The 23,066-nt window shown below is 43.1% G+C and carries 25 protein-coding genes; 18 read left to right on the forward strand and 7 right to left on the reverse strand.

The features are described from left to right. Positions 1-217: 217 nt before the first annotated feature. From GVJ38_RS11535 to GVJ38_RS11545, 3 genes are all read left to right on the forward strand, one after another. Positions 218-814 (forward strand): alpha/beta hydrolase, encoded by a 597-nt coding sequence (locus GVJ38_RS11535; protein ID WP_159723302.1) that lies wholly within the window; start codon positions 218-220, stop codon positions 812-814. 69 nt (positions 815-883) lie between these two features. Beyond that, a complete protein-coding gene (locus tag GVJ38_RS11540) occupies positions 884-1,930 on the forward strand; it encodes an aspartate-semialdehyde dehydrogenase (RefSeq protein WP_159723303.1) in 1,047 nt (348 codons plus the stop codon). Between the two features lie 428 nt (positions 1,931-2,358). Continuing rightward, positions 2,359-3,741, forward strand: coding sequence for a cation:dicarboxylate symporter family transporter (locus tag GVJ38_RS11545; RefSeq protein WP_159723304.1), 1,383 nt, complete (start codon positions 2,359-2,361; stop codon positions 3,739-3,741). Between the two features lie 119 nt (positions 3,742-3,860). Here GVJ38_RS11545 and GVJ38_RS11550 read toward each other — a convergent pair whose 3' ends face one another. The 3 genes from GVJ38_RS11550 to GVJ38_RS11560 form a co-directional block, all read right to left on the reverse strand. Continuing rightward, positions 3,861-4,325, reverse strand: coding sequence for a PTS sugar transporter subunit IIA (locus GVJ38_RS11550; protein ID WP_159723305.1), 465 nt, complete (start codon positions 4,323-4,325; stop codon positions 3,861-3,863). Between the two features lie 67 nt (positions 4,326-4,392). After that, a complete protein-coding gene (locus GVJ38_RS11555; RefSeq protein WP_159723306.1) occupies positions 4,393-5,892 on the reverse strand; it encodes a PTS transporter subunit EIIC in 1,500 nt (499 codons plus the stop codon). 12 nt (positions 5,893-5,904) lie between these two features. Beyond that, positions 5,905-6,609, reverse strand: coding sequence for an N-acetylmannosamine-6-phosphate 2-epimerase (locus GVJ38_RS11560; protein ID WP_159723331.1), 705 nt, complete (start codon positions 6,607-6,609; stop codon positions 5,905-5,907). Positions 6,610-6,836: 227 nt separating this feature from the next. On the opposite strand from GVJ38_RS11560, the gene GVJ38_RS14200 reads away from it, so the two are divergent. The 10 genes from GVJ38_RS14200 (at position 6,837) to GVJ38_RS11610 (ending at position 14,421) form a co-directional block, all read left to right on the forward strand. Continuing rightward, positions 6,837-7,652, forward strand: a complete 816-nt coding sequence (locus GVJ38_RS14200) for a hypothetical protein (RefSeq protein WP_200849500.1) — start codon at positions 6,837-6,839, stop codon at positions 7,650-7,652. A 180-nt stretch (positions 7,653-7,832) separates the two neighbouring features. Further along, positions 7,833-8,657, forward strand: coding sequence for a MurR/RpiR family transcriptional regulator (locus GVJ38_RS11570; protein ID WP_159723333.1), 825 nt, complete (start codon positions 7,833-7,835; stop codon positions 8,655-8,657). Between the two features lie 122 nt (positions 8,658-8,779). Then, positions 8,780-9,595, forward strand: a complete 816-nt coding sequence (thiD, locus tag GVJ38_RS11575) for a bifunctional hydroxymethylpyrimidine kinase/phosphomethylpyrimidine kinase (RefSeq protein ID WP_159723307.1) — start codon at positions 8,780-8,782, stop codon at positions 9,593-9,595. Continuing rightward, entirely contained in the window at positions 9,596-10,147 is a 552-nt protein-coding gene (locus GVJ38_RS11580; protein WP_159723308.1) for an ECF transporter S component, read from the forward strand. It abuts the gene before it with no gap. Between the two features lie 88 nt (positions 10,148-10,235). Next, positions 10,236-10,883 carry a response regulator transcription factor gene (locus GVJ38_RS11585; protein WP_235032885.1) on the forward strand — a complete coding sequence of 216 codons (648 nt, stop codon included), beginning with the start codon at positions 10,236-10,238 and terminating at the stop codon, positions 10,881-10,883. Then, positions 10,864-12,207, forward strand: coding sequence for a sensor histidine kinase (locus GVJ38_RS11590; RefSeq protein WP_159723309.1), 1,344 nt, complete (start codon positions 10,864-10,866; stop codon positions 12,205-12,207). The genes GVJ38_RS11585 and GVJ38_RS11590 overlap by 20 nt, the downstream gene beginning before the upstream one ends. Positions 12,208-12,375: 168 nt before the next feature. Continuing rightward, the gene (locus GVJ38_RS11595; protein ID WP_159723310.1) at positions 12,376-13,176 is read left to right on the forward strand and encodes a metallophosphoesterase; all 801 of its coding nucleotides are present in this window, start codon (positions 12,376-12,378) and stop codon (positions 13,174-13,176) included. A 128-nt stretch (positions 13,177-13,304) separates the two neighbouring features. Next, entirely contained in the window at positions 13,305-13,505 is a 201-nt protein-coding gene (locus GVJ38_RS11600; protein WP_159723311.1) for a helix-turn-helix transcriptional regulator, read from the forward strand. A gap of 102 nt (positions 13,506-13,607) precedes the next feature. Further along, a complete protein-coding gene (locus GVJ38_RS11605; protein ID WP_159723312.1) occupies positions 13,608-13,931 on the forward strand; it encodes a hypothetical protein in 324 nt (107 codons plus the stop codon). A 10-nt stretch (positions 13,932-13,941) separates the two neighbouring features. Continuing rightward, positions 13,942-14,421 carry a hypothetical protein gene (locus tag GVJ38_RS11610; RefSeq protein WP_159723313.1) on the forward strand — a complete coding sequence of 160 codons (480 nt, stop codon included), beginning with the start codon at positions 13,942-13,944 and terminating at the stop codon, positions 14,419-14,421. A 39-nt stretch (positions 14,422-14,460) separates the two neighbouring features. On the opposite strand, the gene GVJ38_RS11615 is transcribed toward GVJ38_RS11610, so the two are convergent. The 4 genes from GVJ38_RS11615 to GVJ38_RS11630 all read right to left on the reverse strand — a co-directional run bounded on the left by GVJ38_RS11615 (position 14,461) and on the right by GVJ38_RS11630 (position 15,823). Continuing rightward, positions 14,461-14,799, reverse strand: a complete 339-nt coding sequence (locus tag GVJ38_RS11615; RefSeq protein ID WP_159723314.1) for a bacteriocin immunity protein — start codon at positions 14,797-14,799, stop codon at positions 14,461-14,463. Positions 14,800-14,854: 55 nt separating this feature from the next. Then, entirely contained in the window at positions 14,855-15,196 is a 342-nt protein-coding gene (locus tag GVJ38_RS11620) for a hypothetical protein (protein ID WP_159723315.1), read from the reverse strand. Positions 15,197-15,198: 2 nt separating this feature from the next. Next, positions 15,199-15,399: a helix-turn-helix transcriptional regulator gene (locus tag GVJ38_RS11625; protein WP_327785599.1), complete on the reverse strand. Its 201-nt coding sequence runs from the start codon at positions 15,397-15,399 to the stop codon at positions 15,199-15,201. A 100-nt stretch (positions 15,400-15,499) separates the two neighbouring features. Beyond that, positions 15,500-15,823: a hypothetical protein gene (locus tag GVJ38_RS11630; protein WP_159723317.1), complete on the reverse strand. Its 324-nt coding sequence runs from the start codon at positions 15,821-15,823 to the stop codon at positions 15,500-15,502. A 355-nt stretch (positions 15,824-16,178) separates the two neighbouring features. Between GVJ38_RS11630 and GVJ38_RS11635 the strand changes: the two genes are divergently transcribed. From GVJ38_RS11635 to GVJ38_RS11655, 5 genes are all read left to right on the forward strand, one after another. After that, positions 16,179-17,957: a sigma-54-dependent Fis family transcriptional regulator gene (locus GVJ38_RS11635; RefSeq protein ID WP_159723318.1), complete on the forward strand. Its 1,779-nt coding sequence runs from the start codon at positions 16,179-16,181 to the stop codon at positions 17,955-17,957. 273 nt (positions 17,958-18,230) lie between these two features. Continuing rightward, a complete protein-coding gene (gene lpdA / locus GVJ38_RS11640; RefSeq protein WP_159723335.1) occupies positions 18,231-19,577 on the forward strand; it encodes a dihydrolipoyl dehydrogenase in 1,347 nt (448 codons plus the stop codon). Positions 19,578-19,755: 178 nt separating this feature from the next. After that, positions 19,756-20,712, forward strand: coding sequence for a thiamine pyrophosphate-dependent dehydrogenase E1 component subunit alpha (locus tag GVJ38_RS11645; RefSeq protein WP_159723319.1), 957 nt, complete (start codon positions 19,756-19,758; stop codon positions 20,710-20,712). Between the two features lie 17 nt (positions 20,713-20,729). Next, positions 20,730-21,761, forward strand: coding sequence for an alpha-ketoacid dehydrogenase subunit beta (locus GVJ38_RS11650; protein ID WP_159723320.1), 1,032 nt, complete (start codon positions 20,730-20,732; stop codon positions 21,759-21,761). Positions 21,762-21,765: 4 nt separating this feature from the next. Next, complete coding sequence (locus GVJ38_RS11655) at positions 21,766-22,986, forward strand: dihydrolipoamide acetyltransferase family protein (RefSeq protein ID WP_159723321.1); 1,221 nt, start codon at positions 21,766-21,768, stop codon at positions 22,984-22,986. Positions 22,987-23,066: the final 80 nt, after the last annotated feature.

Raw genomic sequence — 23,066 nt, forward strand, 5'->3', positions numbered from 1 at the left:
TTTAATAAAACGTACAATTTCTGGAATAAAAGTCATCCGCTGCGTAAGCATTCGACTTTTTTGCAATTTTGAATGAAACATAGTTTTCAGATTTTTCTGAAATTATTTGTGCAACACTAGTGATTTTGACTAAGGGAAATGGTGGCGATCGTATCGTTCGGCTTTTCAAATCAGCTGTGGTAAGCTTTCCTTATAAAAAGTAAGAGGAGTGGAACAGATGAAAACTCTTTATCAACCTGGCAAAGCGGGTGGCAAAAATTTATTATTACTGCATGGGACTGGTGGCGATGAAACTTCTTTAGTTGAAATCGCGCGTTTTTTAGATGAAGATAGTCAAATTCTAGCTTTTCGAGGTGAGATCGAAGAAGATGGTATGAATCGCTTTTTCAAACGTAATGGCTTGAATCAATTTGATATCGCTAGTTTGGAAGCTGAAAGTGACAAGTTGCTCCAAGCGATCGTTGCTGAAAGTGACAAATACGGAGTGGCCTTAGAAGATTGGATCTTAGTCGGCTATTCAAACGGCGCAAATATCGCGGCACATTTGTTATTAGAACGTAAGACGCCACTACGACAAGGCATCTTTTTCCACCCAATGTCACTGGGGGTTCAGACGCAAACGTTTGATCTGGCCGATAAGCGGGTCTGGTTATCCTATGGTGGTGAAAATGATCCCATCGTCAGTCAAGCTTCTTTTGACGAACTAGTAGATGCGTTTGAAAAGCGCCACGCGAATGTGACGGTAGAAGAAACGTTGATGGGGCACCAGCTGAATATGGAAGAATTGACCGCGGCTCGCAATTGGCTGGGTTAGTTTGCACTTCCGTTGTTTTGTGATAAAATGAGAAAAATAAAAATATTATGAATTGGAAGAGTGATTAGCATGAGAAATTTAAACGTAGCTGTTGTCGGAGCGACCGGCGCGGTTGGAACGAGAATGATCCAAATGTTAGAGGGAACAAGTTTACCGTTGGGAGAAGTCAAACTCTTAGCTTCAAAACGTTCAGCCGGTAAGCAGCTACAGTTTAAAAATCAAACGATTACTGTTGAAGAACTCGTACCTGAATCATTTGAAGGGATCGACTTGGCTTTATTTTCTGCAGGCGGCAGTGTTTCAGCTAAGTTTGCCCCAGAAGCGGTAAAACGCGGGGCGATCGTCGTGGACAATACCAGCCATTTTCGGATGGACCCGACTGTGCCGTTAGTCGTGCCTGAGGTCAATCCCGAAGCGCTGCGTCAACATAAAGGCATTATCGCCAACCCGAATTGTTCTACGATCCAAATGATGGTGGCGCTAGAACCGATTCGGAAAAATTTTGGTTTAAAACGCGTGATCGTTTCTACTTACCAAGCTGTCAGCGGTGCTGGTAACGAAGCGATGGACGAATTGAAAAATCAAATCGAAGACTATTTAGCTGGCAAACCTGCCGCTGAATTAAAAGCCGAGATCTTACCTGCTGGTAGTGATAAGAAACATTATCCATTAGCTTTCAATGCGTTGCCTCAAATCGATGTTTTTGATAAAGACGATTACACTTTTGAAGAGTGGAAGATGGTCAATGAAACGAAAAAGATCATGGAAGATGACACGATCAAAATTTCCGCGACTTGTGTCCGCATCCCGGTCTTGGTGGGCCATTCAGAATCTGTTTATGTAGAAACAGAAAAACCTGCGTCGGCTCAAGCAATCAAAGAGGTGATCGCGCAAGCACCTGGTGCGATCTTAGAAGATGATCCAACTGAACAACTATATCCCCAAGCGTTAAATAGTGTCGGTAAAAAAGAAACGTTTGTCGGCCGCATCAGAAAAGATCTTGACGTGGAGACTGGGGTTCATCTATGGGTCGTTTCAGATAACTTACTTAAAGGCGCGGCTTGGAATTCAGTTCAGATCGCTGAAAAAATGTACGCGATGGGCTTATTAGGCTAAACGATCAAAGCTAAACACAACGACTGACGGATGAGTGGTCGTTGTGTTTTTTTACTTTCAAGCAAAAAATTAACTATCAACTCTAAAAAATGAACTCTAGGCAGCTAGTACACTTGTTCAGTGGAATGAAATAGGAGATTTTAAGTGTGTTTTTTCATATTGCGTTAAAGATAACACTTTGTTACGCTTTGAACGGCATCTGAAATAGTCAAAAAAGCGTTGGAGGTGGAAGAAATGCAGACACGTCGTTGAGTTTGAAGCCCAGATAAACTTAGAGTTTCTAAGCAAAGTGTCCTTCTTCCAAGCCACGTTTTTTGTGCTGTTTAAATGTAACTGCACGATTGTAGCAAACTGTAACCATTAGCTGTTTGACCATAAGCTGCACCGCTCAGGAAGAAGCACTTACCAAAACGAAGGAAGTGTAAAAAATGTTGTTAGCTGGTACGTTGATTGTGGTCTTTTTAGTGATTTATGGGTTGCTTTATTTGAAAAAGAAAAAAGTTCCGTTCTCAAAACGCGTCGTGTTAGCGTTAGTAGTAGGAATCATCTATGGTTTAGTTTTGAATCGATTTTTTACATCTGCGCAAAGTATGTTGTTTTCTGATTGGGTGGGAATCATCGGTGGCGTGTATGTAAAATTACTGCAAATGATCGCGACCCCGCTAGTCTTAGTCTGTGTGATTTTAGCATTTACGAAGATCGAAGTGAAAACGAACGTCGTGAAATTAGGTGGTGTGATCATTGCGACGTTAGTGAGTTTTGCTGGTGTGGCGGGGATGGTGGGTCTTGCTACGGGGCATTTTTCCGGAATCAATGGCAAAGGCTTCACGATTTCAAAATCTGCTTTGCATGCCGCAAATGAATTGAAAGCAAATTATGTAGCTGGTGGTGAGCACACGTTGACCTTGCCGCAAAAGATCCTCGCGATTTTTCCGTCCAATCCATTTTTTGATCTGACTGGTCAGCGTCCGAGTGCAACACTGGGCGTTGTGATCTTTGCTTTATTTCTAGGGATCGCTTACTTGAAAATCAAGGACCGTAAACCGCAAGAAGCTCGTTTTTTCAAAGAGTGGATGGACAGTGTTTATGAGATCGTCATGTCAGTTGTTCGTTTATTTCTATCGTTTGCACCGTATGCTGTTTTTACGATCATGACGACGACTGTGGTGAATAATGATCTGTCGGCTGTTTTAAAATTAGCGCAATTTTTCATTGCTTGTTATATGGCAATGGCGATCGTGTTTGCGCTACAGATCACGGTGATCGCATTATGCGGAATCTCACCGGCGCGCTATATCAAACACGCCTTTTCTGTTTTGTCCTTTGCCTTTATCACGGCTTCAAGTGCCGGCTCGATGCCATTGAACTTAGATATGCAGGAAAAATTACGGATTCCACGAGGGATCTCTAGTTTGAGTGCGTCGTTTGCTACATCAATGGGGATGTGTGGTTGTTCCGGGTTATATCCTGGGATCATCATTGCGATTGTTGCGACTACCCAAGGGATCAACCCGCTGTCGCCACAATTTTTCTTTTACGCAGCTTTTGTGATCGCGATGACGTCGTTTGGGATCGCTGGAACTGGCGGTGGTGGAACGGTGGCAACGATTATTGCGTTATCAACATTAGGATTACCAGTTGGTTTAGTGGGGATCTTTATCGCGATCGAACCATTAGTCGATATGGGACGGACCGTCGTGAATTTAAATGGCGGAGTGATGGCGAGTGCGGTTGCCTGCAAAGTCAGTGGAGTCGATTTGCGTGAACCAAGACCACTCCCTCAGCCAACATCGGTGGAAAGAAGAGCTTAGTGGTTTAGCAGTTGATAGTGATAGTTTATTTTGGGATGAACTAGCTTACAGTTTAGGTATTTGCTAAATAAAAAACGTCGGACTTGATCAATTCTCGATCAAGCCCGACGTTTTGTTTTTTAACTTAATTTTGCTATGACTGTTTTTGCCACTGCTGTTTGTGGAGTGACGGTCACCGTTTCTTTAGCTTCTGGAAAGACGACCATGATCGTGGTTTCTTTACCAGCTGATTTGACAGCTGCTAAATCCATAGTGCCGATCACATCACCTGCTGTCACATTTTGATTTTCAGCAACATCCAACGTAAAGCCTTCGCCGTTCAAGCTCACCGTATCGATTCCGAGATGAAGCAGTAACTCGATCCCATTTTCGGTTTTAAACGAGACAGCGTGCTTAGTGGGAAAGACATTGGTCACGGTACCGGTCACCGGAGCGTAAATCGTATCTGCTGTAGGTTCTACCGCAAAACCGTCACCCATCATTTTTTGTGCGAAGACTGGATCACTGACTTGGTCTAATAAGATGACTTCACCAGCAGCTGGGGTCGTGATCTCCGTAGCTTTTTTCTTGAAAAAGTTGAACATTTGATTCACTCCAATTCTAAATTTTATTAAACGTAGTGAAGGTCAAACAGAAAATGTTCCGAGTTTACTATTTATCCATTCCTAAGATTTGATTGATCTCTTGACTTAAGAGATCTGCTTTTCCGCCAAAGACAGCTTGGATACCGCCGTTGACTTCTAAGACCGCGGTTGCGCCGAGACTTTTGATTGCGGCTTTATTGACTTTTTGATTATCTTTGACCGCCACCCGCAAACGAGTCGCACACGCTCCGACAGATTCGATATTTTCTTTTAAGCCAAGGTTTTCGATGATCATGATCGCTTCATCATTCAAGCTTGACGGTTTGCTGACAGGCATCGCTAAGTCTTCTTCCTCATCTAACATACCTGGGATCGCCACGTGGAATTTTTGAATCGCAAAGCGGAAGACCGCATAATAAACACCCGCCCAAGCTAAGCCTAATGGAATCACATACAGCCAATGGGTTTTAGCTTCACCTTGTAAAACGCCAAATAGTAAATAATCGATCAGTCCACCCGAAAATGAATTTCCGATCCGGACGCTTAAAATGTCGGCAAAGAAGAATGAGAGACCGTCTAAAAAAGCATGGATGACATACAACCAAGGAGCAACAAATAAGAATGTGTATTCGATTGGTTCCGTGATCCCAGTCAAGAATGAAGTCAATGCGCCACTAAAATATAAACCGCCATTTTTCTTGCGATTTTTTTTCGGGATCGCATGATACATCGCTAAACAAGCGGCTGGCAAACCAAACATCATCGTAGCAAAACGGCCAGCAAAAAAGCGTGTGCCATAAGTGAACATCCCAGTATGATTTGGATCAGCTAATTGAGCGAAGAAAATATTTTGCGCGCCTTGGATCATCTTACCGCCGACTTCTTCCGCACCACCTAGTGACGTATACCAAAACAGCGGATAGATCGCGTGATGTAATCCAACTGCACCGGTTAAACGCAATAAGAAACCGTAGAAGAACGTGCCTAGACTTCCCATTTGTGCGATTTGTTTTCCAACTACAACGAGACCATCTTGGATCGGCGGCCAAACGATATAACAAATGGAGCCGATTAAGATTGCTGCAAACGAAGAAATGATCGGGATAAAACGTGAACCACCAAAGAAACCTAAAAATGGTGGTAATTCGATTTTACGATAGCGATTGTGTAAAAAGGCCACGGTCCCACCGATAATGATCGAACCAACGACGCCGGTATCGATCGTTGCGTCTTTTTTGGAGAATAACTCCAATAAACCACTGATCGTTCCCGTGTAAACGAGGTATGAGACCCCACCGGCTAAACCGGCTGTTCCTTTGTCACCATTAGCTAAACCAACGGCAACACCAATGGCAAAGATCAATGCGATATTTGCAAAAACAGCATTTCCAGCAAAGTTCATGACTTTTAAAATCGTTTGTAGCCACGTCTGATCTAAAAATGAATAGGCAGCTACCGCACTGGGATTACTGAGTGCCCCACCGATTCCTAACAATAATCCGGCTGCCGGTAAGATCGCGATCGGCAGCATGAACGCTCGTCCTAACTGTGAAAACTTTTTAAACATAGTTTGCTCCTCCTATTGTAACGCTGCGATGAACCGCTGCGCAATTTCTTTTGGTCGTGTGATGGCACCACCGACGACGATTCCTGTCGCACCAAGGTCCCGAATCGTTTTCGCTTGTTCTGGGGTGTGGATCTTGCCTTCTGCGATCAATGGCATATCTGCTGCGATGATTTTTTCCATCAAGTCAAGATCAGGTCCGTCGATCACGCGGCTTTCTTTTGTATAACCAGCAAGTGTGGTCCCGACAAAATCAACGCCAGCTTGGTAGGCATTTTCTGCGGCTTCAAAGGTGTCGCAATCTGCCATCAAGAGTTGTTCTGGGTATTTTGCTTTGACTTGTTGGATGAATTCAGTGATGGAAAGCCCATCGTATCGTTCCCGTAACGTGCAATCTAACGCGATAACATCAACGTGACAAGCGACTAATTCATCGACTTCTTGCATGGTAGCTGTGATAAAAGGCTCTTGCGGGGGATAACTTTTTTTGATGATCCCGATCACTGGTAGCTCAACGACTGCTTTGATCTCGGTGATATCCCGGACTGAATTAGCGCGAATCCCGACAGCGCCGGCTTCTTTTGCAGCTAAAGCAAGTAATGGCATGATCCCACCAGCTTCGGTGTAAAGCGGTTCGCCTGGCAACGCTTGACAAGAAACGATCAGCCCACCTTTGACTTGTTTGATAAATTCTTCTTTTGAATATGTTTGGGTTAAAATTTCCACTCCGTTAATCCTCCAATTAAATTTATTTTGGAGTTTTACTCCGAATAGAATATAGCATGCGCTTTCAAAAATGTAAATGGTTTTTTTAGAAAATAATATTCTAGTGGTAGGGCTCAAAGGAAGCTCAGAGTGAATCAGTGTTCAGATAGCACAAGATTTGTTAAACTTATTTTGTAAACGATGCCAACTATTTCAAAAAATTTTAGTGAAGGTGGGATAAAATGAAGTCAAAGCAGAATTATCAGTTTGTTAGCGGCTTATTCTTGATTTTAATGGGGATCATATTCATCGGATTTCCAGTAAAAGGTCAAGCAGAACGTGCGATCATTAAGTGGAACTATGATGAACAGACGATTCCTGAAACAGTCGTTGTAGGTGATACCGGGAAGGTCGAGTATAAATTTTCTCCGGTAGTGGATATTCCAATTACGGGTGAACTGAAATTCACATCAAATGAACCAGCACTGTTGAACTTTTCGGCAGATGGAAGATGGCAGGCATTGAAACCTGGCAAGACGAGTTTTTATTCAGAGGCGAACCTTTCTGACGATTCAATGAAGGCGATTTTAGAAAAATATTCCGGAATCGCAATCCCAGAAACCCCAACAGTGAATTTTGTCACGATTTTACCCTATTCAGAAGCAGTTTATCGGCTCTACAATCCAAATAGCGGGGAACATTTTTTTACTAAAAGTACAACCGAAAAAGATCAATTAACACAAGCAGGTTGGCAGTATGAAGAGATTTCTTGGCAGTCGTATACACGAGGCGTTCCTGTTTATCGGGTCTATAATCCAAATGCTGGGGATCATCATTACACGACGAACTTGGCTGAAGTGAAGATGTTGGTCGCAGCAGGTTGGCACGATGAAGGAATCAGTTTTAACGCAGCCAATGATAAAAAGCAAGCGACGTATCGTTTATACAATCCAAATGCTAAGTCTGGCGCCCATCATTATACTATGAGCATTGGGGAGCGGGATGCATTAGTAAATGACGGTTGGCAAGCTGAAGGGATCGCTTGGTACGGTGAGTAAACTGGTTAAAAAATAAATTTCTAGTGGTTCAGTTGAACGGAGGTGTACTCGTTCAACTGGATCACTTTTTGATTTTAGCAATTAGTTGATCGGTAACTTCGATTTGGCATCAGCTAATGACATAAGCTATACTAAAGGCTAAAAGGAGGCGAAGCTGGCAAGAAAGCTTCGATGAATGTGATGCAAATTATCCAACAGATCCATGAGCAGTATCCCAACTTGACGAAATCGGAAAAAAAAGTGGCGGATTATATTTTATCAAGTGGTGAAAAAATCGTTTATAATACGATGAATGACGTGAAGCAAGCGACGCGAGTGGGGGACGCTACGATCATTCGTTTTTGTCAGAAGCTGGGTTTTTCTGGTTTTTCTGATTTAAAGATCGAGATTGCTAAAGAAGATTTCAGTAAACAAAAAGTCAGCCACAAAGGACATCAGTTTTTTGATGACGTGGCGGAAAATTTAAAACACGCGATCGATCAAACGAGCGAGTTAGTAGATGCCGCTGCAATCGAAGACGTCGTGACCCGCCTGCACGAAGCAGCGAATATTTATATTTTTGGTGTGGGATCTAGCGGGCAAAGCGCGGAAGATTTTGAAAAAATGTTGCTGCGGGTAGGTATTCATGCCAAAGCAATCACTGATCCGCATTTCCAAGCCCAGATCGCTTCTTCATTAGGCCAAGAAGATCTTGTGATTGCTTTTTCATTGACGGGGCGAACGAAAGACACGTTTGAGTCTGTTGCAATCGCTAAAGAAAACCAAGTGCCAGTAGTAGTGGTGACCAATTATTTGCTGTCACCCATCGCGCGTAAAGCCGATGTCATTTTGCAAACAGCGATTGAAGAACAATTATTAAATGGTGGCTCGCTGGCTGGAAAAATTTCACAATTATATGTGTGTGATGTATTGGTGAGTGGCTATGAGATGAAATATCATATCGATGCGTTGGGCATGCGAGAAAAAGTAGCACGCTCCATCATGGATAAATTATTAGATCAATGAGCAACTTCGATTGAGGAAGTTGTTTTTTGATTGGCTGAGAAAAAAGAAATCCAATTGGCTGTTTTGTTCTGAGCGCGTTACCAGTATGCTTAAAAGAAAGCTTTAGGAAAGGGGCTGACAAAATGAGAAAAGTAGTAACGATCGCAGGTTCGGATGCGACTGGCGGCGGAGGGTTGGAAGCGGATCTAAAAACGTTTCAAGAATTTGGGACATTTGGCTTAGCTGCCATCACCTCGATTGTGACCCTTGATCCGGAAAATGGCCGTCACGCGGTTGACTTGTTAAGTTCCGAAGTGATCGAGCGTCAGTTGGCCTCGGTATTTGCCGGCCCAATTGATGCGATCAAGACAGGTTTGCTACCCACCACGGCGATCATTGAGCTAGTAGCGGAACAATTGACGCAGCGAACGGAAAAAATCGTCGTCGATCCCGTGATCGGGGGAAAAAAGACGCAAGCTTTTATCGGGCAAGAAAATGTTCGTGCATTGCAAACTAAATTGTTACCGCAAGCTTTTCTGACCACACCTAATTTACGGGAAGCCGCGATCTTAGCTGGAATGAGTGAAATCAAAAATCGGCAGCAGATGACGCAAGCAGCTGAAAAAATCGCACGTTTTGGTGTTCCCCACGTGGTGATCAAAGGTGGGACGCGTCTGGTCGAAAATAAGAATCAAACCGTTGATTTGTATTACGATGGGACGAGTCATTTTTATCCGCATCCGTTGATCCAAACGACGACTAACCACGGAGCCGGTTGCACATTTGCAGCAGCGATCACCGCGGCACTAGCAAAAGGTGCTTTGCCACAAGCTGCAGTAGAGTGTGGAATCAAATTTACCGCAGCGGCAATCAAAGCGGGGGTCCAGATCAATCAATACACTGGACATGTTTGGCATGGTGCTTACAATCACGCGGAAAAACGAATGGAGAAATGTTAAATGAAAAATGATCAAAAAGTTCAAACCTTAGTCTTGATCGCGTTATTTGCGGCGTTGACATTCAGTGGCACGATGATCAAGATTCCACTGCCAACCGGTGCGTTTATCCACTTTGGAAACGCCGTCGTCTTACTAGCAGTTTTACTGATCGGTTACTGGCAAGGTGCACTAGCAGGTGGGATCGGCTTTTTCGTATTTGATTTATTAAATGGTTACGCGACTGAAGCGCCGTATTTTCTCGTGGAAAGTTTTATTGTCGGCGGCGCGGCTTATTTAGCGATTTTATTGTTCAAAAAAAAGATCACTAAAGTCAGTCAAGTCGTAGTCGTGGGAATCGCAGCCGGCATCGCGAAATTTGTGATGTCCGTTATCAAGGCGACCGTGATGGGGATCATCGCGGGCGCGCAAGTCAAGCCAGCATTTTGGGCGGCGCTAGCTACGATGCCCGCAACTGTGATCAACATTTTTTCGACGATCATTATTGTCAGTATCGTGTATTTTCCATTGAAAAAAGCGATGCGCGCGATTTTTCGCGGACGTCAAATGATTTAAAATCGTCGCGTCAAGATCAAACTGGGAGTCGGAACCGCTTGCGGCCCGCTCCTTTTTTAATTGAGCTAAAAGAAAGTAGGTGAATGAGTTGGTTCGTATTTTAGTGGGCGAAGATGAAGAGACGATGCGGGATCTGTTGGCAAAACTGTTGACTCATGCTGGTTATGAAGTGGTTATGGCTAGTGATGGGGAAGACGCGTTAGAAAAATTCTATCAGACAGCTTTTGAATTGGTGATCTTAGATTGGATGATGCCAAAGCGTGATGGTCTGACCGTCGCCAAACAAATGAAACGTGAACGGCCGATCAAAGTCTTGATGTTGACGGCTAAAAATTTACCCGCAGATGAAGTAGCCGTTTTAGTAGCTGGCGTGGATGATTATTTAGCGAAACCATTCCATGCTGAAGTGCTGTTGGTTCGTGTCCAAAAGTTGTTAGGTCTGATTCAAGGGGATGACCAGCGACTCGTTTTTTATCCAGCTGAGCTTAACGTGAGGTTAGATGGCACACCTTTGTCATTGACTAAAAAAGAATATGAATTGCTGTATTATTTTTATCAAAATCAACAACGCGTTTTGACTCGTGAACAACTTGTGCTAGCCGTTTGGGGGATGGAAGCGGAGACGGATGCGCGTACCGTAGATAGTTTTATCCGTCGTTTGCGGGATAAAGTGGGAACGGCGTTTATCCAAACAGTTTATGGAACGGGGTATCGTTTTGAAATTCCAAAAAAATAGTCTGACTGCAAGCTTGATCAAACGAATCAGCTTGATCTTAGTGTGCGGGGTCGTCTTGTTTGCGGTGTTTTATCATTTTGTCTTTCCGACTTATTATTATTGGCGGCTAGAGCGCCCCGTCAAGCAAACGGAGCAGTTGATCAAAACGGGACGAAAAAAATTTCCTACTGCGATCGTAGTAACTAAAGTGAGTCGAGCGGGTTTAACGGAAACAACGGCGACAGATGAATTGACATTGCGTTTGGCACGAGCTGGGATCAAGTTGAATACTTTTTGGGTCAGCGAGCAAACTTTGACTGCCGCGCGCCAGCAAAAGACCAGTCAGCGGTTATTCAAACAGACAAAACAGCAAAATGAATTTTACGCCCGCTTTTTTATTCATGGTGATGACTTTTATTTAGTTGGGACGAGCATTCCTGATTTTACCCAGATGGCGACGATCTTATTCCCGTTGCTCTTACTCGCAACGCTCGTTTTTTTGGGGCTGGTGATCACGTTGTTAGTGGTCGCGATCCGGCGGCAGTTGATCCGACCGATTAAAGAATTGGAACAGACGACTCGCCAAATTGCCCAGTTGAATTTTTCCACGAAGCCTAAATCGTTTGATAATGAATTAGGCGCGCTCACGGCTTCGATCACCCAAATGCAACAAAATTTACAAGCCCATGAAACAGAGCTACTTACTCGTAATCAGCAGCTAAAAGATTTTTCCGCCAACTTAGCGCATGAATTGAAAACACCGTTAGCGGTCATGCAATTATTAGTAGATAGTGAGCGGTTGGGATTGGAAAATCCTCAATTATTACCTGAATTGGATCAGCAATTGAAACGCATGAATGAGTTGATCACGGAGCTTTTAGCCTATAGTCGTCAACTCCAACAAGACGTTGCACGAGAAGAATTGGATGTCGTAACCTTTTTTGAACAGCAACAAGAACAGCTGTTGGATCAAGATTTTGTCATTCACTTGCAGTTAGAACCGGCAATCTTGAACACGAATCGAGCTTTGTTGCAGTTGATCGTTCAAAATTTGATCACCAATGCATTGAAATACAGCACACAGCCGCAACTTGTGATCACCGGTCGTGTGCTAGAGACTCGTTACGAATGGCGATTCGAAAATAGCGCAGAACCGATCGCAGCTGAAACATTTGCTCAGCTGGAAAAACCGTTTGTCGTTGGCGAAACTTCTCGTAACGACCAGCTTTCTGGGCACGGACTGGGACTGGCGATCGCAAGTCAAGCCGCCACCGCGCTGGGAGGAACTTTGCAGCTTGAACAGACAGCGCAACTGTTTCGCGCGATTTTAAGTTTGCCCCGCTGATTTTTTGCACAAGTTTTGCACATTTACTTGTTATCTTCTTCAATAAGGAGGAGACAGTATGACAAATAAAACAAAACGCCGCTTGATCATTGGGATCTTAAGCGTCGCTCTCATCATCAGTGCTTACTGGTTAGCACAATTTTTTACTCGCCAATCGAGGTGGGACCGATGAAAAAATTTTTACTCGGACTAGGAGTGCTGCTCTTGTTACTGTTCGTTTATGCTTTTCAAATCGAACCGCGATTAGTGGCGGTCCACCGCTTGGAATTTGGTAAGCCTCCTGCGGCTGTCAAAGTCGTTCAGCTTTCAGACATCCAAGTCTCTGAGAGTTATCGAGCAGGGCGCTTGAAAAAAATTATTCGCAAAGCCAATCGTGAACAACCAGATGTGATCGTGTTTACAGGTGACTTATTTGATAACTATACGAAATACGCTCACACAGCAGAGATCACGGCCGAATTAAAACAACTTCACGCGTCATTGGGCAAGTATGCGGTGTGGGGCAATCACGATTACGGTGGGGGAGCGGCTCGTGTTTATCAAACAGTGATGAATGATGCGGACTTTACCGTTTTACGTAACACAGGGACGACACTGACGTTAAAAACGGGTAAACGCTTATTTATCGGTGGGTTAGATGATTCATTGCTGGGACAGCCATCAGTTACTCAAACGTTAGCTTATCGCAGTCGAGCGGATTATTCGATTTTATTGACCCATGAGCCAGACGTTGCCGATAGATTTTTAGGAACAAATACGCAACTGGTCTTAGCTGGCCATAGTCATGGCGGACAAGTCCGTTTGCCATTTTATCAAGTCACAAATGTCTTAGCCCGTAAATACGTTCGCGGCTTGTATGAACTAAAAGATAAAACGAAAGTCTACGTTAATACTGGATTAGGGACGACGACGATCCACGCGCGCTTTGGTGTCATTCCAGAAATCAGTGTTTTCAAAATCGCGTTTTGATCAAACTAAATTAATTGAAAACAAAAATAAAAGTCACACTTTAGCACGTTTCAAGGTAAAAATATCTTTACCTTGTGACGTGTTTTATTTATACTCGACGTAAAGATATATTTACTTAGGAGGCAGAGATGAAAGTCAATAATCAAATCAAAACCCTCCGTGAAGCTCGAAAAATTCCACAAAATCAAATGGCTAACGACTTGGGAGTCTCGCGTCAGACGATGACGGCGATCGAAAAAATGAAATACAATCCCAGCTTGGAACTATCTCTCAAAATTGCGCGTTATTTTGAATTGCCGATGGAAAAGATTTTTCAATTGGAGGAGTAGGGATGTCATTATTTTCAGTTGTGTTTTTAGTAGTTGGTCTGTATTCACTGATGGCAATTGGTTTTTTTGTGGACGCTCGTTACAGTAAGAAGCTATGATGAATTGCAAAAACGAGCGGTGGTCAATAGTTTAGCTACTAGCATGCTCTTTTTTAGCGGATTTTTTTTACTTCAATCGATCTTGGGTTTGCTGGGACCCCAATTTCAACAAATCGCAGTGATCGTTTCACCAACTGGGCCGCTGAATACTTTAATCAATCAGCATCAGCATATTGATATTTTTATATTTGCTTGTATCGTCATCAGTGTGATTTACACGATCAATCGTTATCGCTATGGCTTGATCGATGGCAACTATATCGTTAAGCGAATTATTTTTCCATTAATGATCTTTGTAGGACTCGTGATACTGCCAGGCATCATATAGGAGGGAAAAGATGATATTTCTTAGTCTATTTTTAGTGTTAGGGCTCTATTCTTTTGTATCAGTTGGCTCACTGTTGGGGATGCTCGTCAACATAACGAGGTATGATGAATTGCAAAAACGAACGGTTTTTAATAGTTTAGCGTTCAGTATGTTCTTTTTGTTAGTGATCTATTTGGCACAATTGATTCTCAGCTTTTTTGGGCCAGTTTATCAAAAAGCTGCGTTGATTATTTCAGCGGGTGGTTTTCAGCAAGGCGGCCTGATCAGCATTTCTCCGCTTCACATCGATAGTTTTTTCTTTGCTTGTTTAGTTGTCAGCATCGTATACACCATCAATCGTTATCGCTATGGTTTGATCGATAATCAATACTTGATCAAGCGAATCATTTTTCCATTGGTTGTCATCCTAGCGATTATTGTATTTCCCGGATTAATCTTTTGGTTTCTTAAAGTCATCATTCCTACCATTCTCTTTTGGCTTGTCAAATAAAAAAACTTGTTCGACTATTTTTTAGTCGGACAAGTTTTTTTAACGAATGATACCGGAAAACATAATTGGAACTGCAGCTAAACCTTTAGCTAGTTCAAATTGTCGTAATTTTTTTTCATTTAATTTTTCAGGCTGGACATCGGCTTTGATCTGATTGTAAAGGCTTAAAACGCTTTTGGGAATCGCATGGTGCTTCAAATAGTAGCTGGAAATACCATGGGAAAGTGGAACGATCACATCAAGATAGCTTTTTTCGTTTTCTAAAGCTTGTGCTGCCGTAAATAATAAATCTTTGAGTTCAGGTGTGGCTTGCAACTCGGAGCTGTTGTAAGCAGTTTGGATCAATTGAAATAGTTTTTCACTACGAGGATCATGCATCAAACTTAATTCCTATCTGGAAATAGTGTAGCACAATTATCGGAAAAAATAGCAATTAGATCTTTTTACCATAATAACGCAAAGCGAGGTATTCAATTGGGATAGCGAGCATCATAATATAAAACAGAATCTTAAAAACATCTTTGAGTAGAATGGTTGTGTGACTATTTTCTGCAAACATCATGTAGTAAACAGCTCCCACAGAAACAAGAAAAGTAAATAGAAGGTAGTATTTTTGAACGATTCGATTCGCACTTAACTTAACGGTCTTCCAACGTTCATCATTTTTATATTCTAACTTTTTCTTTTTATTGAAACGTTCATTAGCAAGTAAAAAAGTGATCATAATTAATAGACAGATTAATCTGATCAGTGAATAGATCGTATAAGTATTCATTTCTATTCTTCCTCCTCCGGTCTAAATACTTTGGTGATGGGGACTTCAAAGGCTTTGGCAATCTTGAAAGCTAACTCCAGTGATGGAGTGTATTTGTATTTTTCAATTGAAATAACTGCTTGGCGAGAGATTCCAACGCGATGAGCGAGTTCAGCTTGAGTCCATTCACGTTCTGCTCGTAAGATCCGAATTCGATTCTTAATCAATGTAATGAACTCCTTCCTATATGTAATGGATTGATTACACATTATAGTGTAATCAATCCATTACATTTTGTAAAGAAGAAAATAAAAAAGTCTAACCTTAATTAGACTTTGGGAAGATTTTATTTTTTTGTTGTTCAATGACATTTGCCAAGGTATCACGGGTGTAGCGCGTAAAACTTTGTGCTCGTGGTAACAGCCAGAAATAACTGACAGTCGATAGCAACAGGCTAATCGTTAAATTTAATGCACTAAAATCTTGCCAGTTCGTTACGTTAATGATCAAAAGTAATAATGGAGCAAGTAAAAAAGTTAGTGTCACACACCATAAAGCAAAGACAAGTGAGATCCAAGCAATGACGATCCCGATCAAGATCAGATCAAGAAAAAGAATGCTCAACAAGGCGAGATAATTGATTTTCATAAGCGGTCCTCGTTTCTGTGATTGTCTTCATTATACTTGAAGTACGTCAAGCGAAACCTCCGTCTTCCGATGTAAGTTTTTTGCTGTAAAAAAGTTTTTAACCGCTTGTCAGTAGTAGATTGAAAAATTTATTTTATTGTCCTGGACTAATCGTTTTCCGCTTTAGATGACCTTCACAGCTCTTATTCCTGAAATAATGTGTTACTTTACTGAAAGATGGTTTTAAAATGTGGGTCTTTTTGAGTCCCTTTGCTAGCGTTTCAAAAGAAGTGACGCTACAATAAAATTGCATTTCGGGGTTGTTGGTGATTCAAATTATTGTAACCGCTTACTAAAAAGGAGAGGGCGAGTTGTGATGAAGGTAGTGACAAAAGCACAGTGGCAAATGTTTGTCGATCCACAAAAAAGTTCAGGCTTAGGTTTGTTGAATGAAGTCGATCTGCCTAATGCTATCAAAAATTCTTGGCTGCGTAGTAAAAAACAACGAGTAGATCCATATCGAGTTGAAAATAAGTTGTTGAAAGGACGAGCATTGCAACAAAAGATTCAGCGTAATGAGGTGATCGTCCAGTTGTTTAAATCGGAGATCGAACGGTTTGCCCGTTACCATACGATGGTCGAACCGTTGTTTGTGTTAACGGATCTGGATGGAGTGATTTTATATCGCGCCGGTCACCACACGATGTTGGATTCAGCCAATCAAATCGCATTTCGTGAAGGCAATCGCTGGAATGAAGCGACCGTTGGAACGAACGCGATCGCGCTTGCTTTAATGGACAATCGTTCGAGTTGTGTTTTAGGATTGCAGCATTACAATTTGACTTCACATGCTTGGAATTGTTGGGCGACGCCGATTTTTGATCGGGGTGAGCCGGTCGCTGTGATTGATCTGTCTTCGCAACGCTTACCGGAAAATGGGATTGGGGAATTGATGACTTTTGTCGAACTGATCGGTGAGAATATCAGTTTGAAGCTGACTCAGTATGCGTTAGCAAAAGATCAGTTGTTGTTTCAGTATGTCGCAGAAAATCCGCGCGTTGCCGCAGTGTTGGACCAGACTGGACGAGTTGTCAAAGCGGATTTGAATCTTCGTTTGTGTGGCGTAAAGACTGGCAGTCAGGTCACTGCGGATGCCTTGCAAGTCGAGACACAAATTTATCAAAAACAAGCTCTGATCAAAGAAGGGCAATTGATTGGCTATACGTTGCAGACTGTTGAACCGCAATTCATTTATCGGGGCGTCGCAACGCAAAATGATCAGATGAAACAAACGTTACAAGATGCTAATGCGTTAGCCAAAAGTGATCTGCCAGTCCATATCCATGGTGAGACCGGAGCGGGCAAAGAAAGTTTAGCTTGTGCGATCCATGAAAATTCCGCCTTTGCTAAAGGACCGCTGATTGCTGTCAACTGTGGGGCATTAAGTGAACAATTATTAGAAAGTGAATTGTTCGGTTATGCTGCTGGTGCGTTTACTGACGCGAAAAAAAGTGGTTACCCTGGAAAATTGATCCAAGCAGATGGCGGCACACTCTTTTTAGATGAGATCGACAGTATGAGTTTTCGTATGCAGCAGTTGTTACTGCGGGTCTTAGAAGAAAAAAAAGTCACCCCACTGGGAAGTGAAACTGCTCAAGAGACGAACTTCCGGTTAGTCAGTGCAAGCAATCGTGATTTAAAAGCTTTGGTCCGCGAAGGTAAATTTCGAAAAGATCTGTATTATCGGATTTTCGTTGGTGTGTTGGAGTTGCCGCCTTTGCGAGACCGAAAGGAAGACTTGACCTGTTTGATCGCTGAATTTGCTAAAGAAAAGAATTGGGACCCGCCGTGGCTTTCAACCGTTATTCCGCTATTTGCCGAATATGATTGGGAAGGCAATATCCGCGAGTTGCGCAACGTTTTAGAACGTGTGCTAGCTTTTTATCCAGATAACGCGCCAACCGCAGCTGATATTCGCCGCTTGATCCAGATCGGTAGCTTACAATTGAAGACCACCACTACAAATGAAGAAAAATCCACCCTCCTCCACGCTTTACGGAAAAATCAATTTCGCATGGCCAAGACCGCCGAAGATCTCGGCATTTCCCGTAGCACATTGTATCGAAAACTAAAACAATATGAGATTGAAATTTAAAAGCGGGACTGCGTGTCTCGCTTTTTTTAGCTTAATCCACCTAATGACATTAAAAAAGTCAGTCTCAGTCCGATTGAAAAATGATGTTTCACTGCTTGCAACAACTTGACACATTTTGTTGCAAAAGAGTGTCTCAGCTGAAAGGAAAAGTGTTAAACGCTTTGAGATTACAAGCGTTTTATTTTGGCATGTAACTTGCTTAACTAAAGGCGAGAACCAGTTGAATCCTAAACAAGCCACAGATGTAATCAGCTTAAATTGGAAAAGGAGGGAATTAGATTGTATGACGTAGCAATTATTGGAGCGGGGCCTGGCGGATATGTTGCCGCTTTGCGAGCCGCTCAATTAGGGAAGAAAGTAGTCGTCATCGAAAAAAATTTTGTTGGCGGTACGTGTTTGAATGTCGGCTGTATTCCATCCAAAACTTTTTTGGAACACGCTCATTGGATGACCGCTATCAAACAAGCGAGTCAATTCGGGATCAAAACCGAAGTCGCAGCGATCGATTTTCCGGCATTAGTCGAACGCAAAAACACCGTTGTCGCGACATTACGCGGTGGTGTGGAAAATTTGTTCAAAAAAAATAAAGTTACTTTGTTAAAAGGTGAAGCAAGCTTCATCGGAAAAAAATTATATGTTGATAATCAACTGGTTCAAGCAACCGATGTGATCCTCGCAACTGGGTCACAGCCGTTCGTTCCGCCTATCAATGGGCTGGATCAGATTTCTTATGATACGACGGATACCTTTTTTGCCCAGACGGAGTTGCCTAAAAAACAAGTCATCATCGGCGGCGGTGTGATCGCAGTCGAGTTGGCATTTGCTTTGGCACCACTGGGGGTCGATACAACGATCGTTGAAGTTGCGTCGGATATCTTGTTGACCGAAGATGAAACGGCGCGTGAGCTGGTGAAAGCCGCTCTGCTTAAATTAGGTGTCAAGATCCACATCGCCGCTCAGATCAAAGACGTTCAACCAAATCAAGTCTTACTAAACGACGAAGCTCTCTCCTTCGACCATTTACTGGTTGCAACGGGGCGGCGTGCGGATCTGACTTTAGCCAAACAACTCGGGTTGGCATTAGAAAAAGACCGCTTTGTTCAGGTCGATGCCCACTACCAAACGAGTCAGAGTCATGTATATGCGATTGGGGATTTGATCAACAGTTATCAACTAGCACATGTTGCTAGCGAAGAAGGTCGGATCTTAGTGGAACATCTGGCTGGTTTCCATGAAAAAACGTATGATGCCACACGTATTCCTCGATGTGTCTACAGTACGCCAGAGATCGCGTCCGTGGGATTGACTGAAGACGAAAGTAAAGCGGCAGACGCTAAGCTGAAAGTCGTGGAATTACCTTATATCACCAATGCCAAAGCGTTGACGCAAGGCGCGACAGATGGCTTGATCAAACTATTTGTCGGTTCGAAGTATCAAGAAATCTTAGGTGCTGTGATTTGTGGAGAACATGCGACTGAATTGATCCACACGGTATTAGCTACGATGGAAGCAGAAGGAACGGCAAATGAACTCTCACAAATGGTCTTCGCTCATCCGACTCTATCTGAAATCATCGGGGAAACAGCTAAGAAGAGTATCTTCAAAGCGATCCACGAATAAAATTTTAACTTTAATCCGAAGAAGGATGCCAGTTCCTCTTATCCGTTTAGTTCGCTAATTTAAAACTATTCGTGACTGTAAGGTAACGAAGTGAAGTAGTGGAATGGTATACGGCCTGAGTATCAGCAAAAATTTTGAATAAAATTTTAACTTTAATCCGAAGAAGGAGGAATTTATCATGGAAAAAGAAACGGCTCGTTGGGCTTATCAAACGATGCAAGATATCCGCCATTTTGAAAACATGCTCCACCGTAATTTTACAAAAGGTGAGATCCCTGGCTTCGTTCATTTGTACGCCGGTGAAGAAGCGGTGGCAACGGGTGTGTGTGCCCATTTATCAAAAGAAGATCAAATCACCAGTACTCACCGTGGGCATGGTCATTGTATCGCCAAAGGTTGTGATTTGAATGGCATGATGGCTGAGATCTACGGCAAAGCGACTGGTTTGTGTAAAGGAAAAGGTGGCTCAATGCACATCGCGGATATGGACCTTGGCATGATGGGAGCAAATGGGATCGTTGGTGGTGGTTTTTCAATCGCAAATGGAGCAGCTTTACGGAACAAATATTTAAAGACGGATAATGTTTCGATTTGTTTCTTTGGTGATGGCGCATCCAATGAAGGAAATTTCCACGAATCAATGAATATGGCTTCGATTTGGAAATTACCAATCGTTTTTGTCTGCGAAAACAACCAATTCGCTGAAGCAACACCGCAATGGTATGCCTCTGCTTCTAAAACGATCGCTGAACGGGCCGCAGCTTACAACATGCCTGGTGTGACTGTCGACGGGAAAGATCTAGTGGCTGTATATGAAGCAGCTGGTGAAGCAATCGACCGGGCACGTCGTGGTGAAGGACCAACGTTAATCGAATGCAAGACGTATCGAAACTACGGCCACTTCGAAGGCGATGAACAAAAATATAAAGCGCCTGATGGTCCGGAAAAAGAATGGGCCGATGTCGATTGCTTAACTGTTTTCCATGACGAAGCATTGAAACAAAAATTATTGACTGAAGAAGAAATGAAAACGATGGAACAAACGGCCGTCGAAAAAGTTGAACAAGCTGTTGAGTTTGCAAAAAATAGTCCAGTGCCAAGTCCAGAAGCTTTACTGGAAGATGTCTTTGCATAAAAAAGGAGGAGAACAAAATGGCTAGAAGATTAACCTTTATGGGTGCGATCAATGAAGCGTTGAAGACTGCCATGAAAGAAGACGACAAGATCATTTTATTCGGTGAAGACATCGCTGGCGGCCGCGACACGAAACATTTAGCAAACAAACAGAGTGCATGGGGCGGTGTTATGGGTGTCACAAAAGGCTTGCTGGAAGAATTTGGAACAGAACGCGTCATCGATACACCGATCTCTGAACTAGGGTATTTGGGTGCGGCTGTTGGTGCGGCTGCGACTGGCCTTCATCCCGTGCCAGAGATCATGTTCAATGATTTCTTAGGCTTTTGTTTGGATGCACTACTAACACAAGGTTCTAAGATGCGGTACATGTTCGGTGGTAAAGCCAGCATCCCAATGACGATGCGGACGATGCACGGGGCTGGCGCTTCTGCTGCAGGTCAGCATTCCGGCTCTTATTATGGCTTACTTGGGGCGATTCCTGGGATCAAAGTGGTTGTCCCTTCGACGCCCTACAATGCAAAAGGCTTATTATTGTCAGCTTTAAAAGAACCAAATATCGTCGTCTTTTCTGAAGACAAGACATTGTATTCATTGAAAGGAGACGTGCCAGAAGAAGCGTATACGATTGAAATCGGAAAAGCTCAGATCGTTACAGAAGGAACGGATTTGACGATCGTTTCGATTGGGAAGATGTTGTATGTCGCGCAAGCCGTGCAAGAAGAATTAGCAAAATTCGGTATCAGTGTTGAAGTAATCGATCTACTGACTGTTGCGCCTTGGGATCAAGAAACAGTAATTGAGTCAGTGAAAAAAACTGGTCGCTTGATCGTGATCGATGAAGCTAATCCGCATAACAATACCGCGACTGATATCGCGAGCGTCGTAGGAAAAACGGCTTTTGATTATCTTGATGCACCGATCCAAACTGTCTGTGCACCAAATACACCGGTTCCGTTTGCGACGAATTTGGAACAACTTTATCTACCATCAAAAGAACGGGTATTAGCAGAGGCTGACAGTGTGATCTTTGATTTGAAACGGGGGTGAGGAAATGTCGGTAGAAGTTTTAATGCCTAAACTAGGCTTGACCATGACAGAAGGCGTGGTGGACAAGTGGTATAAAGCAGTAGGCGATCCAGTAAAAGATGGTGAGGTCGTCGCTAGTATCAGTTCAGAAAAATTATCTTATGATGTTGAGGCGGAATCAGCTGGTGAGCTGCTTGCGATTTATACACAAGAAGGCGAAGAAGTGCCAGTCAAAACACCGATTGGCTTGATTGGCGAACATGGCGAGGCGGCAAGTGCTGCACCTGCTAGTGACGCATCAGCTGAAAGTGTTGCTTCAGCGCCAGCAGTGGAAGTCACGCCAGCAAATGCTACACCGGCCGCTACACCTGCAAATAGTACCGGGCGCGTTTTCGCTTCACCACTGGCTCGACGGTTAGCTAAAGAAAATAATTTCGAGTTAAGTGCAATCTCTGGTAGTGGTGCGAATGGTCGTGTTACAAAACGTGATGTGTTGAGTTTCAAACCAGCACCTGCTGTCGCTGCAACCGAAGCTGCTGCTACACCGACCCAAACGATCACTGTCGGTGGATTGAGCGGCTTGCGTAAGATCATTGCCCGCAATATGCGGCAAAGCTTAGCTAGTACAGCGCAATTAACGATCATGGCCAAAGCGGATATCACCGAACTTTTGGCTTTACGGAAAGAATTAAAAGCGAAGACGGCAGATGATCTGCCAAGTCAAGTTTGGAGTTTGAATATTTTACTTGTCAAAGCGGTCGCCAAAGCACTGCAAGATCATCCTGAAATGAATGCTCGTTATGACGGGAATAGTTTACAACAACTAGACTTCATCAATGTCGGGGTAGCGACTTCATTGGCTGATGGTTTGATCGTTCCAAACATTAAAGATGCTGGCAGCAAATCATTGGCACAAATCCAACAAGATTTTGCTCGGATCACCAGTGCGGCTAAAAATGGGGAAGCTCCGCAAGCTGATTTGATGGATGGGACGTTTACGATCACCAATCTCGGTAGTGCCGGTGTCGAATACTTTACGCCAATCTTGAACTATCCAGAAGTTGGAATCTTAGGCGTGGGCGGTTTTGTCACGAACTTAGCATTAGTCGACGAACAAGTCGTGCCTCAAACGAAACTGCCGTTGAGTTTGACCTTTGATCATCAAATCATCGATGGTCAACCAGCCGCTGAATTCTTGCAGACGATTCGCTACTATTTAGAAAATCCTTATTTGTTGTTGGCTTAAGGATTACAAAAATAAAGCTCACACTAAACAGAGTAGGACCATTTTTGGATCCTACTCTGTTTTTGATTAGAAAAAATTTT

The organism is Enterococcus sp. CSURQ0835 (genome assembly GCF_902706605.1).
Classification (GTDB): Bacteria; Bacillota; Bacilli; order Lactobacillales; family Enterococcaceae; genus Enterococcus_A.

Bases quoted from the DNA above. Each gene is read 5' to 3' on its own strand.
- GVJ38_RS11535 (WP_159723302.1), top strand. From the start codon at position 218: ATGAAAACTCTTTATCAACCTGGCAAAGCGGGTGGCAAAAATTTATTA.
- GVJ38_RS11540 (WP_159723303.1), top strand. From the start codon at position 884: ATGAGAAATTTAAACGTAGCTGTTGTCGGAGCGACCGGCGCGGTTGGA.
- GVJ38_RS11545 (WP_159723304.1), top strand. From the start codon at position 2,359: ATGTTGTTAGCTGGTACGTTGATTGTGGTCTTTTTAGTGATTTATGGG.
- GVJ38_RS11550 (WP_159723305.1), bottom strand. From the start codon at position 4,325: ATGTTCAACTTTTTCAAGAAAAAAGCTACGGAGATCACGACCCCAGCT.
- GVJ38_RS11555 (WP_159723306.1), bottom strand. From the start codon at position 5,892: ATGTTTAAAAAGTTTTCACAGTTAGGACGAGCGTTCATGCTGCCGATC.
- GVJ38_RS14200 (WP_200849500.1), top strand. From the start codon at position 6,837: ATGAAGTCAAAGCAGAATTATCAGTTTGTTAGCGGCTTATTCTTGATT.
- GVJ38_RS11570 (WP_159723333.1), top strand. From the start codon at position 7,833: ATGCAAATTATCCAACAGATCCATGAGCAGTATCCCAACTTGACGAAA.
- thiD (WP_159723307.1), top strand. From the start codon at position 8,780: ATGAGAAAAGTAGTAACGATCGCAGGTTCGGATGCGACTGGCGGCGGA.
- GVJ38_RS11580 (WP_159723308.1), top strand. From the start codon at position 9,596: ATGAAAAATGATCAAAAAGTTCAAACCTTAGTCTTGATCGCGTTATTT.
- GVJ38_RS11595 (WP_159723310.1), top strand. From the start codon at position 12,376: ATGAAAAAATTTTTACTCGGACTAGGAGTGCTGCTCTTGTTACTGTTC.
- GVJ38_RS11600 (WP_159723311.1), top strand. From the start codon at position 13,305: ATGAAAGTCAATAATCAAATCAAAACCCTCCGTGAAGCTCGAAAAATT.
- GVJ38_RS11610 (WP_159723313.1), top strand. From the start codon at position 13,942: ATGATATTTCTTAGTCTATTTTTAGTGTTAGGGCTCTATTCTTTTGTA.
- GVJ38_RS11615 (WP_159723314.1), bottom strand. From the start codon at position 14,799: ATGCATGATCCTCGTAGTGAAAAACTATTTCAATTGATCCAAACTGCT.
- GVJ38_RS11620 (WP_159723315.1), bottom strand. From the start codon at position 15,196: ATGAATACTTATACGATCTATTCACTGATCAGATTAATCTGTCTATTA.
- GVJ38_RS11630 (WP_159723317.1), bottom strand. From the start codon at position 15,823: ATGAAAATCAATTATCTCGCCTTGTTGAGCATTCTTTTTCTTGATCTG.
- GVJ38_RS11635 (WP_159723318.1), top strand. From the start codon at position 16,179: ATGAAGGTAGTGACAAAAGCACAGTGGCAAATGTTTGTCGATCCACAA.
- GVJ38_RS11645 (WP_159723319.1), top strand. From the start codon at position 19,756: ATGGAAAAAGAAACGGCTCGTTGGGCTTATCAAACGATGCAAGATATC.
- GVJ38_RS11650 (WP_159723320.1), top strand. From the start codon at position 20,730: ATGGCTAGAAGATTAACCTTTATGGGTGCGATCAATGAAGCGTTGAAG.
- GVJ38_RS11655 (WP_159723321.1), top strand. From the start codon at position 21,766: ATGTCGGTAGAAGTTTTAATGCCTAAACTAGGCTTGACCATGACAGAA.